At 57.8% G+C, this 13136-nt stretch carries 26 protein-coding genes; 7 read left to right on the top strand and 19 right to left on the bottom strand.

Features of this window, described 5'->3' with window-relative positions:
- Positions 1-19: 19 nt before the first annotated feature.
- The 4 genes from leuD to leuC are packed head-to-tail and all read right to left on the bottom strand — an operon-like array spanning position 20 to position 2755.
- The gene (gene leuD / locus AC0V6Q_RS08945; protein WP_486168041.1) at positions 20-622 is read right to left on the bottom strand and encodes a 3-isopropylmalate dehydratase small subunit; all 603 of its coding nucleotides are present in this window, start codon (positions 620-622) and stop codon (positions 20-22) included.
- Positions 623-643: 21 nt separating this feature from the next.
- Positions 644-874 (bottom strand): isopropylmalate isomerase, encoded by a 231-nt coding sequence (locus AC0V6Q_RS08940; protein ID WP_486169284.1) that lies wholly within the window; start codon positions 872-874, stop codon positions 644-646.
- 46 nt (positions 875-920) lie between these two features.
- Positions 921-1325 carry a GFA family protein gene (locus tag AC0V6Q_RS08935; RefSeq protein ID WP_486168040.1) on the bottom strand — a complete coding sequence of 135 codons (405 nt, stop codon included), beginning with the start codon at positions 1323-1325 and terminating at the stop codon, positions 921-923.
- Positions 1326-1327: 2 nt separating this feature from the next.
- Positions 1328-2755: a 3-isopropylmalate dehydratase large subunit gene (gene leuC, locus AC0V6Q_RS08930; protein WP_486168039.1), complete on the bottom strand. Its 1428-nt coding sequence runs from the start codon at positions 2753-2755 to the stop codon at positions 1328-1330.
- A 126-nt stretch (positions 2756-2881) separates the two neighbouring features.
- Here leuC and AC0V6Q_RS08925 point away from each other — a divergent pair, with 126 nt between their 5' ends.
- From AC0V6Q_RS08925 to AC0V6Q_RS08910, 4 genes are read left to right on the top strand one after another with little or no spacing between them, the layout of a single operon-like run.
- Positions 2882-3280, top strand: coding sequence for an acyl-CoA thioesterase (locus AC0V6Q_RS08925; RefSeq protein WP_034960819.1), 399 nt, complete (start codon positions 2882-2884; stop codon positions 3278-3280).
- 49 nt (positions 3281-3329) lie between these two features.
- Positions 3330-4148, top strand: coding sequence for a fatty acid desaturase (locus AC0V6Q_RS08920; RefSeq protein ID WP_486168038.1), 819 nt, complete (start codon positions 3330-3332; stop codon positions 4146-4148).
- The gene (locus tag AC0V6Q_RS08915; RefSeq protein ID WP_486168037.1) at positions 4145-4681 is read left to right on the top strand and encodes a sterol desaturase family protein; all 537 of its coding nucleotides are present in this window, start codon (positions 4145-4147) and stop codon (positions 4679-4681) included. The genes AC0V6Q_RS08920 and AC0V6Q_RS08915 overlap by 4 nt, the downstream gene beginning before the upstream one ends.
- A 24-nt stretch (positions 4682-4705) precedes the next feature.
- A complete protein-coding gene (locus tag AC0V6Q_RS08910; protein ID WP_486168036.1) occupies positions 4706-5107 on the top strand; it encodes a hypothetical protein in 402 nt (133 codons plus the stop codon).
- A gap of 8 nt (positions 5108-5115) precedes the next feature.
- Here AC0V6Q_RS08910 and AC0V6Q_RS08905 read toward each other — a convergent pair whose 3' ends face one another.
- From AC0V6Q_RS08905 to AC0V6Q_RS08835, 15 genes are read right to left on the bottom strand one after another with little or no spacing between them, the layout of a single operon-like run.
- Positions 5116-5463, bottom strand: coding sequence for a YbaN family protein (locus AC0V6Q_RS08905; protein ID WP_486168035.1), 348 nt, complete (start codon positions 5461-5463; stop codon positions 5116-5118).
- Between the two features lie 5 nt (positions 5464-5468).
- On the bottom strand, positions 5469-5885 hold the full coding sequence (locus AC0V6Q_RS08900) for a SufE family protein (protein WP_486168034.1): 417 nt from the start codon (positions 5883-5885) through the stop codon (positions 5469-5471).
- Between the two features lie 59 nt (positions 5886-5944).
- Positions 5945-6196: a hypothetical protein gene (locus AC0V6Q_RS08895; protein WP_486169283.1), complete on the bottom strand. Its 252-nt coding sequence runs from the start codon at positions 6194-6196 to the stop codon at positions 5945-5947.
- Positions 6196-6546 carry a hypothetical protein gene (locus tag AC0V6Q_RS08890; RefSeq protein WP_486168033.1) on the bottom strand — a complete coding sequence of 117 codons (351 nt, stop codon included), beginning with the start codon at positions 6544-6546 and terminating at the stop codon, positions 6196-6198. Before AC0V6Q_RS08890 ends, AC0V6Q_RS08895 begins: the two co-directional genes overlap by 1 nt.
- Positions 6543-6821, bottom strand: coding sequence for a hypothetical protein (locus tag AC0V6Q_RS08885; protein WP_486168032.1), 279 nt, complete (start codon positions 6819-6821; stop codon positions 6543-6545). The genes AC0V6Q_RS08890 and AC0V6Q_RS08885 overlap by 4 nt, the downstream gene beginning before the upstream one ends.
- The gene (locus tag AC0V6Q_RS08880) at positions 6821-7120 is read right to left on the bottom strand and encodes a hypothetical protein (protein WP_486168031.1); all 300 of its coding nucleotides are present in this window, start codon (positions 7118-7120) and stop codon (positions 6821-6823) included. Before AC0V6Q_RS08880 ends, AC0V6Q_RS08885 begins: the two co-directional genes overlap by 1 nt.
- A complete protein-coding gene (locus AC0V6Q_RS08875) occupies positions 7120-7479 on the bottom strand; it encodes a hypothetical protein (RefSeq protein WP_486168030.1) in 360 nt (119 codons plus the stop codon). The genes AC0V6Q_RS08880 and AC0V6Q_RS08875 overlap by 1 nt, the downstream gene beginning before the upstream one ends.
- A complete protein-coding gene (locus AC0V6Q_RS08870; protein WP_486168029.1) occupies positions 7476-7784 on the bottom strand; it encodes a hypothetical protein in 309 nt (102 codons plus the stop codon). Before AC0V6Q_RS08870 ends, AC0V6Q_RS08875 begins: the two co-directional genes overlap by 4 nt.
- Positions 7784-8158 carry a hypothetical protein gene (locus tag AC0V6Q_RS08865; RefSeq protein WP_486168028.1) on the bottom strand — a complete coding sequence of 125 codons (375 nt, stop codon included), beginning with the start codon at positions 8156-8158 and terminating at the stop codon, positions 7784-7786. The genes AC0V6Q_RS08870 and AC0V6Q_RS08865 overlap by 1 nt, the downstream gene beginning before the upstream one ends.
- Positions 8158-8487 carry a hypothetical protein gene (locus AC0V6Q_RS08860; RefSeq protein ID WP_486168027.1) on the bottom strand — a complete coding sequence of 110 codons (330 nt, stop codon included), beginning with the start codon at positions 8485-8487 and terminating at the stop codon, positions 8158-8160. The genes AC0V6Q_RS08865 and AC0V6Q_RS08860 overlap by 1 nt, the downstream gene beginning before the upstream one ends.
- 37 nt (positions 8488-8524) lie before the next feature.
- Positions 8525-8791 carry a hypothetical protein gene (locus AC0V6Q_RS08855; RefSeq protein ID WP_206742036.1) on the bottom strand — a complete coding sequence of 89 codons (267 nt, stop codon included), beginning with the start codon at positions 8789-8791 and terminating at the stop codon, positions 8525-8527.
- A gap of 31 nt (positions 8792-8822) precedes the next feature.
- Entirely contained in the window at positions 8823-9197 is a 375-nt protein-coding gene (gene pspC, locus AC0V6Q_RS08850) for an envelope stress response membrane protein PspC (RefSeq protein ID WP_034960793.1), read from the bottom strand.
- Positions 9194-9499: an envelope stress response membrane protein PspB gene (pspB, locus tag AC0V6Q_RS08845; protein WP_034960790.1), complete on the bottom strand. Its 306-nt coding sequence runs from the start codon at positions 9497-9499 to the stop codon at positions 9194-9196. Before pspB ends, pspC begins: the two co-directional genes overlap by 4 nt.
- A 21-nt stretch (positions 9500-9520) precedes the next feature.
- A complete protein-coding gene (pspA, locus tag AC0V6Q_RS08840) occupies positions 9521-10564 on the bottom strand; it encodes a phage shock protein PspA (protein ID WP_486168026.1) in 1044 nt (347 codons plus the stop codon).
- Between the two features lie 10 nt (positions 10565-10574).
- On the bottom strand, positions 10575-10742 hold the full coding sequence (locus tag AC0V6Q_RS08835) for a hypothetical protein (protein ID WP_486168025.1): 168 nt from the start codon (positions 10740-10742) through the stop codon (positions 10575-10577).
- Positions 10743-10938: 196 nt separating this feature from the next.
- Between AC0V6Q_RS08835 and pspF the strand changes: the two genes are divergently transcribed.
- From pspF to AC0V6Q_RS08820, 3 genes are all read left to right on the top strand, one after another.
- The gene (gene pspF / locus AC0V6Q_RS08830) at positions 10939-11991 is read left to right on the top strand and encodes a phage shock protein operon transcriptional activator (RefSeq protein WP_486168024.1); all 1053 of its coding nucleotides are present in this window, start codon (positions 10939-10941) and stop codon (positions 11989-11991) included.
- Positions 11992-12127: 136 nt separating this feature from the next.
- On the top strand, positions 12128-12430 hold the full coding sequence (locus AC0V6Q_RS08825; RefSeq protein ID WP_486168023.1) for a hypothetical protein: 303 nt from the start codon (positions 12128-12130) through the stop codon (positions 12428-12430).
- Positions 12431-12566: 136 nt separating this feature from the next.
- On the top strand, positions 12567-13070 hold the full coding sequence (locus AC0V6Q_RS08820) for a PilZ domain-containing protein (RefSeq protein ID WP_486168022.1): 504 nt from the start codon (positions 12567-12569) through the stop codon (positions 13068-13070).
- Positions 13071-13136: the final 66 nt, after the last annotated feature.

The following is a 13136-nucleotide window of genomic DNA, read 5'->3' as shown; positions in this document are numbered from 1 at the left end:
CTCCCTGATGCGTGTCGGTTCAGGCGGCGTTGGTACCCGCCATGACCCAGTTTTGTGTGTTGGTGCGTCGCTCTTCATAGGTGCCGATGGATGCACTGCTTTCAAGCGTCAGCGAAACCTCGTCCAGCCCGCCAAGCAGGCAGTGTTTGCGGAACGGATCGATTTCAAAGGTGAAGCGGTCTTGGAACTGGGTTGTCACAGTCTGCGCTTCGAGGTCGATATGGATCTCATCCCCGCCACGAGCGACTTCCATCAGGCGGTCCACGGCTTCTTGAGGCAGGACCACGGGCAGGATGCCGTTTTTGACCGCATTGCCAGAGAAGATGTCGGAATAGCTGGGCGCAATCACCGCGCGAATGCCAAGGTCGCCAATGGCCCAGGCGGCGTGCTCGCGGCTTGACCCGCAGCCGAAGTTATCGCCTGCGATAAGGATGGGCGCACCCTTGTTCTCAGCTGCGTCGAAAACGTTGTCGGGGTCCTGACGGATGGTCTCGAAAGCCCCTTGGCCGAGCCCTTCGCGGGTGATGGTTTTAAGCCATTTGGCAGGGATGATGATGTCGGTATCGACATTCTTCGCGCCAAAAGGGATGGCGCGGCCTTCGACCTTCGAGAGGGGCTGCATGGGCATAGTCCTTTGCGCCGGTCAGTCGGTTTCGGGCGGCTCGCCGGAAGGCGCGGTGTCGGCTTGGCCATCGCCAATCGCACTATCCTTGGGCTTATTCATAAACCGCTTGCCAGCGTAAAGCAGCGCCGCCGCAATCGCAGCAGAACCGATAGTGGCAGCAGCGCCGATAGCGGCTTTGCGACCGTTTGAGGATTTACCCTCTTCGGGCTTCGCATCGGTGTTTTCGGGGTGTGGGGTTTTGTCTGTCATAATACTCACATGAGCCGCCCTTGAGTCGTTTGCAAGAGAGCATCGGTTAGAGAAATGCGTCTAAGCCCAGTTTCCCAGATGGACGGCGCTGTGCGGGCGTTGTTTCGCCAAACCAATTGCGGCCATCCGGGAAGCGAGCTTCCACACCTTCGATTTGAGCTGGTTCGAAAATGCGCATGTTTACGCCTGCATGTTTCCCATCAAAATGCTCGGTCGTCACCCAGTGGGTTGTCGTCCCGCAACTTGGGCAGAAGTGCATTTCGACCGCGGGCTTTTCATAATCGGCGCGGCGGTAGCTTTCGGTCTCGCCCTCGAGGCTTAGTTCACTCTCCTGGTAATAGCCCCAAACGCCGCCGGATTTGGCGCATAAAGAGCAGTCGCAAAAGTTCACATAAGGAGGCCGTTGGGGCACAGTCACGCGGACAGCGCCGCAGTGGCATGTCCCGGTCATGCCTATATCTCCCTCACATCCGCTAGCCGTCCTTTGACCGCTGCTGCTGCGGCCATCGCGGGGGAGAGGAGGTGGGTGCGTGCTCCCGGGCCTTGGCGGCCTACGAAGTTGCGGTTGCTGGTCGAGGCGCAGCGCTCGCCGGCGGGTACTTTGTCGGGATTCATGCCGAGACACGCCGAGCAGCCCGGCTCGCGCCATTCAAAGCCTGCTTCGATGAAGATCTTATCGAGCCCTTCATCCTCCGCCATGGCTTTCACAAGGCCAGAGCCGGGGACCACAATCGCCCAGCGCACATTGTCGGCCTTGCGCTTGCCTTTAAGCACTTCAGCAGCGGCGCGAAGGTCTTCGATCCGGCTGTTGGTGCATGACCCGATAAAGATGTTCTCAACCGGAATGTCGGTGAGAGGCGTGCCGGGGGTTAGCCCCATGTACTCAAGGCTTTTGGCCGCCGCTGCCTGTTTGTTTGCGTCAGCAAAACTGTCCGGCGCTGGCACCACGCCAGTGATGGGCAAAACGTCCTCGGGGCTGGTGCCCCAGGTGACGCTTGGCGCGATGTCGGCAGCGTTGATCTCGACCGATTTGTCGAACACAGCGCCTTCATCTGTGTGCAATGTCTTCCAATAGGCAAGCGCTGCATCCCACGCCTCACCCTTGGGCGCCATCGGGCGGCCTTTGAGGTACGCAAAGGTGGTTTCATCAGGCGCAATCAGCCCAGCGCGCGCGCCGCCTTCGATGCTCATATTGCAGACGGTCAGCCGCTCTTCGACGGTCATCGCTTCGAACACGTCGCCGCGATATTCGATGACATGGCCTGTGCCGCCAGCCGCTCCAATTACACCGATGATGTGCATGACGACGTCCTTGGCCGTGACGCCCGGGCCGACATTGCCTGTGACCCGCACTTCCATCGACTTGGATTGCTGGAGGAGCAGCGTTTGCGTGGCGAGCACGTGCTCAACTTCGCTTGTCCCAATGCCGAATGCCAGCGCACCCAGGCCGCCGTGCGAGGCGGTGTGGGAATCGCCGCAGACAATGGTGGTGCCCGGAAGCGAGAAGCCTTGCTCTGGGCCGACCACATGGACAATGCCTTGTTCCGCATCCGCATCACCAATGTAGCGGATACTAAATTCGGGCGCGTTCTTTTCGAGCGCGGCCAGTTGCGCGGCGCTTTGCGGGTCGGCAATCGGAATTTTGCCCCCAGACGCATCGCGGCGCGCGGTAGTTGGCAAATTGTGGTCAGGCACCGCCAAAGTCAGTTCTGGACGGCGCACCGGGCGTCCTGCCAGACGCAGCGCCTCGAACGCCTGCGGGCTGGTCACTTCATGGACCAGATGCCGGTCGATATAGATGATCGCTGTGCCATCATCGCGGGTTTCGACCACATGGTCGTCCCAGATTTTCTGATACAGAGTGCGAGGGGTGCTGGACATCGAAGGGGATCTCTTGTTTCTCTTTGTCCCAGCCGATAGCCGCCATAAGACCACACTTGCAAGATTAGGTGCAGTTGCGAGCACAATTGCGCTGGAAATTTCACAAGGCTGTGCTAACTGACAATAATGTCAGCAACCCCGTTCCAGTTTCCGATCAAAGTTCTTCCCGAAGACATCGACTTCATGGGGCATGTGAACAATGCGCGTTACCTCAATTGGGTGCAGGATGCGGTGCTGGCGCATTGGCAAAAAGTTGCGCCTGCTGAAGAGGTCGCTGCCAAGGCCTGGGTCGCGTTGAAGCATGAGATTACCTACCGCAAACCGGCGTTCCTTGACGATGCCGTCATCGCGCAAACGGTGCTGGAACGTTACAACGGCGCTCGGGCATTTTACCGCACGGTGATCAGCCGGGGCGAAGATGTGCTGGCCGAAGTGCAATCGAGCTGGTGCTGTATCGATGCCGAAACACTGCGCCCCGCGCGCATCGGCGAACATCTGCGCGAGTTCTTTTTCGCCGAAGATTGATTGATCTTCGGCTTTGCGCGGACGGGCCCATGCGCCTATACGAAGCCAAATGCTCTCGCCCAGCGTACCTTCCGGCATGACGCCCGCATCCCTTTCTCTGCCCTCGCAGACCGTCCAAGGTTTTGTGGGATTGGCGCTTGCCGCGCTGATCGCAGGCGGATGGCTGGGTCTCCACGCCTATGCGATGTTCGTGTTTGAGCTAAGCTGGCAAAACCTGCCCTTTGCGATTGGTATGGCGATTATCCAATGCTGGCTGTCGGTCGGTGTCTTTATCGTATGCCATGACGCGATGCACGGAACGCTTGTGCCCTCGCGCCCCAAGCTTGGCGGAGCAATCGCGACGGTGCTCCTGTTCCTTTACGCAGGGTTCGGGTGGACAAATTTGCGCGATGCGCATCACACGCACCACCGGCTTGCGGGTCATGCGGGTGATCCCGATTTTGACGAAGACAACCCTGCGCACTTTGCGAAATGGTATTGGACTTTCTTCAAGCGCTATTTCGGCTGGCAGTCGCTCTTGTTCGTGCACACGGTTGTGGGGATTTACTGGCTCGTGATCGGCATTCCGATGGTTCAGATCGTGCTGCTTTACGGGGTGCCAGCGCTGCTTTCATCCTTGCAGCTGTTCTACTTTGGCACCTATCGGCCGCACGCCCAAATTGACGGGAAATCCTTCGCCGACGATCACAATGCGCGAAGTGATGGTTTTGGCACTCTGGCAAGCCTCGCCACCTGTTTTCATTTCGGCTATCATCTGGAACATCACCGCAGGCCCGATGTGCCGTGGTGGGCGCTTCCGGCGGCGCGCAAGGCCGGGATTGGAAATATGCCCGACAACAAGGCTGTAAAGGAGCAAGCCTCAGCATGACTTGGCTCGAAGCCATCGCAGTAACGCTTGGCGCGCTCGTCTTTATGGAGTTTTTCGCGTGGTGGGCGCACAAATATATCATGCACGGATGGGGCTGGGGATGGCACCGCGACCATCACGAACCGCACACCAACACCTTTGAAAAGAACGACCTTTACGCCACCGTTTTCGGCACGATCAACGCGTGCATGTACATCTTCGGCTCGCTCTATTGGGAGTGGCTGTGGTGGGCGGCGCTTGGCGTGAACCTGTATGGTGTCATCTATGCGATTGTGCACGATGGCCTTGTCCACCAACGCTTTTTCAAATGGGTACCCAAGAAAGGCTATGCCAAGCGTTTGGTGCAGGCCCACAAGCTCCACCATGCGACCATCGGTAAAGAGGGCGGCGTGAGCTTCGGCTTCGTCATTGCCCGCGATCCGGCCAAGCTTAAGGCGGAACTGAAAAAGCAGGCCAAGGCAGGCGTTGCGGTGGTGCGCGATAGCGCCAGCGCGCGCGAGGATGCGGCCAACCGGATTACAACCCTGAATTGACCCCCGGACAGCCCTTTCCCGCCAATGACCGATGATACTCTGGACCTGACTGGCACTTGGGATGGGACGTTTTCCTACACAGAAGTTCGCGGCGGACCCAAGACACCGTTTCTGGCAACGATTAATGAGACCAGCGGCCTATTTTCGGGAACAGTGATCGAGCCTCACCGGATCGGAAACAGGACTATGCAGGCGATCATTCACGGATCAAGACAGGGGTATCGCGTCAGTTTCTCAAAGGATTACGAGGCAGTCGACCATTCTTACCAGTCAACGGTGCAATATCGCGGGACGATGAGCGGCGATGGTCAAGTCATCAGCGGGGTATGGAATATTGGGACGTGGTCAGGCGTCTTCGAGATGACCCGTACTCAAGGAGCCGCCGAAGTGGTGGAACAAAAGGTCAGCGTTGAAGCGGAGCTTTAGCCTCTCACCTACTCAGCGCGCGTTGAGATCCAGCCGCCGATGATGACCAGAGCGCCTAGCGAAAACCAAACCCATGGCTCGCCAATTGTGAAATAGGTGAAGGCAACGCCTGCGATTAACGTCGCGATTGCGCTGATCTTGGCTTTTCGCGAGATCGCGCGTCGTTCACGCCAATCCATGATTTGCGGCCCCCATCTGGGGTGCTCGATGATCTTGCGCTCCCATTCTTCATTGCTGCGCGCAAAACAATAGGCTGCGAGCAGGAGGAACGGGACAGTGGGCAAAAGCGGAAGGACAGCGCCAACCGCGCCCAATATGACGCAGGCGATCCCGCAAGCGAGGTAGAACCCCCGCAAGCGCCCTATCCTGCAGCAGCAAGCCGGGCGGCGTGCTCTTTCACCAGAGCGATCATATTGGGGACGCCTTGTGTGCGATTGCTCGACAACTGGTTTTTGAGGTCAAAGGGGCCGAGCGCCGCCATCACATCCATCTTCGCGACTTCTTCGGCGGGTTTGTCCTGAACAGCGGCAATGACAAGAGCGACAATGCCTTTGGTGATCGCTGCGTTGCTGTCTGCGAGGAAATGGAGCGCGCCTTTTCCAGCCGTATCGGTGGGATAGACCCAAACCGCTGCCGAGCACCCGCGCACCAATGTCGCATCGGTTTTGAGGGCATCGGGCATGGCTTCAAGCTCACGGCCGAGCTCGATCAGCAATGAGTAACGCTCATCCCCTTCGAGAAAGTCATATTCTTCATAAATGTCATCAAGAGTTCGCATGTACGCGCATTTAGGGATGCGAAGTGCGAAGGGAAAGCGATTAAAGCGAAGGTCCTGCCTTAAAGCTCGACACCGCTTGCAATAGCTTCGAGTTTCTTGATCCGCTCTTTCATATCGGCAAGCTCGATCCGGGCAGCACCCGCCGATGCGCCGCCTTCGATCTCTGGCGCGGATGTGATTGTGTGCGAGGCGCGTTCAAGCTCCTGGCGCTTCAGTTCGAGCCAGCCCTGCCACGCGCGCAAAAGGGCAAAGGCGACCACGCAAATCCCGACAAGACAAGCAGCGGTGATAACAAGAGTGGGGTCCATAATCATTGACTCTGCTCCTTCTTACTTGCGGGCTTCGGGAGGGGGATCCCGTTGTCCGAAGTGGTATCTTCTGATCCGCGAAGAGCCTCGATCTCGGCCGAGATACGGGCCCGCTCGCGCGCGTCCATAGAATTGTTATCGGTTGCAATCCGCTCGAGCACCTGGAGCCGTTCGCGCAATTGCTTCATTTCGCGGCGCATCTCTTCGTTTTCCGCTTTGGAAACCGCGTCGTCGCGCCCGATGAATGTCTCGTTGCCGTCTTCATCGGAGATGATGCCTGCCTTGGCTTTGGCCATCTGAACGATGCCCCAGACAACGATCGCTATAATCGCAACAATAGCCCAACCGCTCATTGTGCAGCCTCCCCGGCCTTCATCCGGTCTGGCGATTGTGGTCCGCGCAGCGCCTCGATCTCTTCGGCCAGATCAATGGAGCGATCGGTTGCGATCCGTTCAAGCACGCGCACGCGCTCTTCAAGGTCCGAACCGGCCACTTGATCGACTGCGCGCCGGTTCTTCGATTTGCGGCGCAAACGCATCGCGGCATAAACCGCGCCGCCCGTTACCGCAGCGATCACAGCCGACATTTGCAATGCATCAAAAACAAGAGCGGTGTCGGCTCCAAACATCAGCCGTTCTCCTTCTCGCGGCGGGCGCTTACATCCAGACGCAATGCCTCAATCTCGTCGGACAGCAGCGTGCCGCGATCTGTCGCAAGCCTTTCGAGCACAGCGAGGCGTTCCTCGATCATCTCTGTGCGCTCTGCAAGCTGCTGCGAATTGGAATTGCTGGCATCAGACCCCCGGGCCCGCGCATCTTTTTCAAGATAATAGGCGGTGGCCTTGGAGATTATGCCGTTCACGGTCAGGCCGACGGTCGCAATGATCGTAACCACCATGATGGCAATTATGAGAAAATCGCTATCCATTAGGCGGTTCCAGCATCTTTCTGATTTTCCAGCGCGCGCAATCCATCGATTTCGCTTGAAAGCTGATAGCTGCCGTCGGTCACGATCCGTTCGATATTGGCGAGCCGGTCTTTCACCGCGCCAAGCTCTGCACGAAGTTCGGCGTTTTCCTGCGTCAGCAAGGTCACGCGCTGCTTCGCTTCGTGATCGGTCGCAGGCTTTAAGGATTGACCCCAAGCACCCTCAAGCGGGTAGCCATGCTTGATCCGCAGGCGGGTCGTGTGGATCCAGCCAGCGATACCGGCTGCACCCAGAGCCAGACCCCCGCCAATAATCCATGGCAGATTGGGGACAATAACAGCGGCAGCATCGACGCTCATGAGTGGGCTTCCTTCGATTTGAGGTTCAGGGGGATGCCGGCGTCAGAGTGATCTGGCGCCTGGCGAAGTTCTTCGATCTCTTCTGCGATGGTGTAGCCGCGCGAGGTGACGATGCGTTCAAGGACGCGGACACGTTCTTCCAATGCGGATTTTTCAGTCGCGATCTGGGCGGTCGTATTCTGGCCGCGCTCTTCGGCGAGCTCTTGCTTAAGAGCGTTGATTTTGCGCCGTACCAGATAGGTCGGAAGACCGATCAGTGTAAGCAGCGGGACGATCACGACCATCGCTTCGAGGAAGTCTTCCATCAGCCTTTTTCCTTCTGGCCAAGGTTAAGCGGAACGCCGGCGTCAGATTTTGGCGAAGGCACATCACGCACCGGCTTGTCTCTCAGCGCCTCGATCTCTTCCGACAATGAATAACCGCGATCGGTCACGATTTTTTCCAGCACGATCATGCGATCCTGCATCGTATCAAGCTTGTCATTGAGCTCGCGGTTTTCAGCCTTCAGCCGAGCGGTCTCCGCTTCGTTGGCTTTGGAAGCGTTCGTGGGCATGGATTTCCCGCCCCACTCGTCTTCGAGCTCATAGCCGTGCTTTGCGCGGATCCAGTTGTTGATGATCCAGGCGCCATAGCTCACCGCTATGATGGCAATCACAAAAGAAGGGCCGCCCCAATCCATTATGCTTTTTCCTTGTTTCCAATGTTGAGGGGGACGCCCAAATCACTTGTAATGGCGCTGTCGTTCTCGACTTCGCGGGTATCACGCAGGGCCTCGATCTGGGTCGCAATGTCGTAGCCGCGATCTGTCACAATGCGTTCAAGCACCTGGACGCGGTCTTCGAGCTTGGCGACTTGCGCTGCATATTGCGCCGCTTTTTCAGCGGTTGCATCAGCCGTCGTCTCGGACTGGATTTCCGCCATTTTCTGTTGGTGCTTTGCCCAAATGGCGACGATCGGGATCATCACGCCGATGATAGGTATCAATAAAGCAAGTTGTCCCGGTTCCATCTGTCGTCGTCCCTCTTAATTGTCGCCGGTTGGCGGCTCAGCGTAGTTTCTCGATCTCGTCCGCAGTGCGGCGGGCAGGGTCGGTTGCGATTTGTTCAAGCACGGCGAGGCGGTCCTGCATCAGGCTGACCGTTTCGCGCAGCTCGCCATTTTCTTCGGTCAAAGCCACCTCGCGGTCGGACTTTCCATATTTGATTTCGGCCATGCTTCGGCGATGGGAAAGAAACATGCTGGTCAATCCCATGATCCCCGAAAAGGCCAGCACCACCAGCAGCGCGTTCAGGAACATTTCCTCTAAAGGCATGACGTATCGGTCCCTCTTATGAAAGCCTGGCTTAGCGCAGCTCTTCGATTTCGGCGGTTAGCCGCGGATTGTTGCTGACGTAGTAGGTTTCCACATCGGCCAGGCGGCGGTCGATATCGCGAAAGCGTGAACGGATTTCGCGGGCCGTGCGCTGCGGGCTCTGACGAACGCGCTGCCAGTACTTCTCTTCCTGGCTGTCAGTGTAGAGATGCGGCGGCTTTTTCTGAAGCGCAAAGCCAGCGACGAAATAGCCAAGAAGCGACAAACCCTGTGTCAGGAAGATCGAAAAGAAGGCGGCCAGACGCACCCAGAAGACATTGACGCCCGTGTAGTCGGCTATCCCGGAGCAGACGCCAAGTATCTTCGCGTTGTGCTTGTCGCGGTAAAGCGTGGTGCGGCTGTTCATGCGCCTGTTCCTTTTTTCTCTGCGATAAGCTGTTCAAGCTCGCGCAATTGCTGGTTGTCGGTTTCCTGGTCGGCCTGAAGGCGCTTGACCGGATTGAAGGAAGGGTCGTCGTGCGCCACCAGGCGCTCAACGGTGTCCATCCGCTCATCAAGCCGCTTGGCGAGGTTATAGAGCTCTTCCAGAAGCACTTCGTCATCCGAAGTGATGGTCGCGGCGGTTTTCCACTTGGTCGTGTAATGCAGGATCAGCCATGGCAGGCCTACAAACAGAACAAGGAGCAGCATGACTACTTCACCAGGCATTGTCGTTCCCTTTCGTCTCTATCAATCTTTTGCGTCGGGCTTGCCGAGCAGTTTCTTCATTTCTGCAAGCTCATCGTCGATGGCGTCCTGGCCTTCGAGAGCGGCAATCTCGTCTGACAGCGAAGGCGGACCTTCATTGCCAATCGCAATCGCATCGGCGCGCCCTTCGGCGTAATCGACGCGGCGTTCGAGCTGGTCGAACTTGCTCAAAGCTTCGTCCGTGCGCTCGGTGCTCATCAAGCTGCGCAGCTTCACACGGTTCTCGGCGCTTTCGAGGCGCGCTGCGATTTGTGTCTGGCGGCTGCGCGCTTCGCGAAGGCGATGCTGCAGCTTTTGAATATCCTGTTCATACGCCCGCAGCGCATCGTCGAGCACCGCGATCTCTTCTTTAAGCTGGTCGGCAGTGCTGACCGCCTTCTTTTTCTCGACAAGAGCCGCGCGCGCCAGATCTTCGCGATCTTTCGACAGCGCAAGCTGGGCCTTGTCCGCCCAATCGGCCTGGAGCCGGTCGAGTTTTACCACATGGCGGTGCATTTCTTTCTGGTCTGCGATTGTACGCGCTGCACTCGCGCGGACTTCAACCAGCGTCTCCTCCATTTCGAGGATGATCATGCGGATCATTTTTTGCGGGTCGTCCGCCTTGTCCAGCATGTCGGTGAAGTTCGCAGCGATAATATCGCGGGTGCGGCTGAAAATGCCCATAAAGGCTGCTCCATCAAGGAATGTGTTTGCTCTGCTCTGCATGTCCGAGTCGTATTCGTCATGCCTCTCGCGCTGACTTTGCGTCGGAGTGGGGCTTTGACGCAAGGCTTCGATTTCGGCGTCCAGGCGAGAAAGCTTCTTTCCAAGGATCGGGATGAACTCGGCGTCCTCTTCCTTTGGCTCTTCCTTGGGGCGGACCGGAGCGCTTTTGTCAGAACCAAGTGTGTTGGCGCATTCAGGGGACAATACGTCATCAAGGCTCATATCGGCGGCCATCGCTTGGGGAGGCGTGGGCTTACCGTCAGTACCGGTTGGGGAAGCGGCGCGCTCCGGTCCAAAAGGAAGATTATCTCGCTTGGTCACTAAGCTGGCCTCAGGCCATCTCGATGAATGCAGCAGAGGTTGCAGAGGGTTGGGCGAAGTTCGCATCGCCTGTGACAATGTTCATCTGGGTGGTCAAAGCAACCATCGCAGTCATTGCGACAATGCTGGCAAGAGAGGCTTGACCAAGTTTGGTGCGGAAGAAGGCTTTGTTGTACATTTGTCTATCCCCGTAGGTGTGTTTCAGTGTTGCCAGCTACTCTGCAGGCAGCGTGCCAAACTTTGTAACGCAATGAAAAATATGGGGTTTTTGAAAATTCCACGATTCTACACATGGTGCGTGTTGCCAAGCATTGGGAAAAATTCCTATATGTTGGGCGATTGGCCCAAGGGGCTGCTTTTGCAAGAGGAAGCAAGTGGAGCGCGACAACCAGTTTATCGGCCAATCAGGCGCCTTCCTCGACGCGGTCGAGCGGGCCAGCCGCGCAGCGCCCATGAGCCGCCCGGTCCTTGTGATCGGCGAGCGCGGAACCGGTAAAGAGCTGATCGCCGAACGTCTTCACCGCCTGTCCAACCGCTGGGATGAGCCGCTGGTCACGATGAACTGCGCCGCTCTTCCCGAAACTCTGATCGAGGCAGAGCTTTTCGGCCATGAAGCAGGCGCATTTACCGGCGCAACGAAGGCTCGCGTCGGCCGGTTTGAGGAGGCGGACAAAGGCACGCTTTTTCTTGATGAACTGGGCACGCTTTCCATGGGCGCGCAAGAAAGGCTATTGCGGGCGGTCGAGTATGGCGAGGTCACCCGCATCGGGTCCTCGCGCCCGGTCAGGGTCGATGTCCGCATTGTGGCGGCGACCAATGATGACTTGCCTGCGCTGGCCGAAAGCGGCGAATTTCGCGCTGACCTTCTCGACCGGCTGAGCTTTGAAGTCATAACCTTGCCCCCATTGAGGGTGCGTGAGGGCGATGTTGCGGTTCTGGCCGAGTATTTTGCGCGGCGCATGGCGACCGAGCTTGAATGGTTCAGCTGGCCCGGATTTGCGACCCATGTGATGGAGCAATTCGAAAATTACGCTTGGCCAGGCAATGTGCGCGAGCTCAGAAACGTGGTCGAGCGCGCGGTTTATCGCTGGGACAACCCCGAAACGCCGATCGCCCATGTCCAGTTTGACCCGTTTGAAAGCCCGTGGAAACCGGTAGCGCCATCGCATCGGCGTTCGGGCAGCGCTGCTGCTGCCATTGCGACTGATGAAGGAGCTGTATCCGCGACGAAAGGAGCGCCAAGCGATCAGCTCGAAAAGGTCGATGACCTTCGGGCCGCTGTCGATCAGCATGAGCGAGCCATACTCGAGCATTGCCTTGGCAAGCACCGCTGGAACCAGCGCCAGACCGCAAAAGCGCTTGGCCTTAGCTATGACCAGCTGCGCCATGCGATCAAGAAGCATGGGCTTATGGAAGGTCAGGAATAGTCCGCCGCCGACCGGCAGAACCCGCTTTGCCCTAAAAAATCCCGCACCTTTACAGGTCGTTTACGCGTGATCGCTACAAGCCTTCTCGTATTGGGCCGGCATGACCGAAGCGCCGGCGTTTGTGAGGAAAGCAAGAATGCGCGTGCTTGTCGATCTGGTTGACAGTTTCACCGGGATGGTGCGGTTTATCATTGTAGCGATTATGCTTGTGGGCCTTGCCATCGGTCTCATGTTGACCGCTGGCGTGTCATACGTCGCCCCGAAAGTGGCTGAAGGCGCGACCGAGCGCGCGGCAAAATTTGGTGAACTGGCCATGGAAGAAGCGCGCAGCGCCCAACGCGAGCGCGATCTGGCAAAGGATGGCTGGGGCTATGGCAGCGCAGATAATGGCGGCTCGAGCCAGGGTGGCTCTGCCGGTGATGGTTGGGGCGACGAGTAGCAACAACAGGTTCCCGGTAATCGGGGCCCACGAAATCCAAGTGCCATGTCAGGGCTCTGGCCGCCGATACTTACGTAGTTTCCCCGTAGATGCGCTTTAGTCAGGTTTGACAACCTGTGTTTAGCCTTGCTCAACCATGAGCTCGGCAAACCGCCTCCCCAATCTCGGTTCGGACGCCACCGGTAGAAGGCGTAACGGTTTCCCCGGCAAAAGTGCACGCGGGCATGGGTCGGGGCACGCCGATTCCTCGAACGCCGGGTTCACAACACAAGACGGTATTCCGGTCGGGCGCAGATCTGCTCCGCGCTTGAGACTGGCCATCCCTGCAAGGCTGATCACTCTTTATGGCAGTCACCGCTGCATTTTGATCGACCTGTCGAGCACCGGCGCGCAACTGGGGTTGGAAAGCCCGCTGGATACCGGCGAAACGGCCATCCTCGAAATCGCCGGAAAAGAGCTTTTTTGCGACATCGTGCGGACTACGAGGGGCCGGTACGGGGGAACCAATGGCATCATGTTTGACCCGCCATTAAAGGACGAAGAAGTCCTCGATGTGCGACGTTTTTCTGAAACCTATAGAGAAGACGAGCTCAAGGCGATCCGGTCCGAGGTCAGGGCCTGGGTGGATGGCTCGATCTAAGGGCCTGGCCCCGGTTTTCTTTCAACTGTCAACCTGCCCCCGAAGCTCTTGTTGACAGCAGGCCTT

The sequence above is a fragment of the Erythrobacter sp. S227 genome, assembly GCF_057364925.1.
This window is presented reverse-complemented; position numbering and strand designations above follow the sequence as displayed.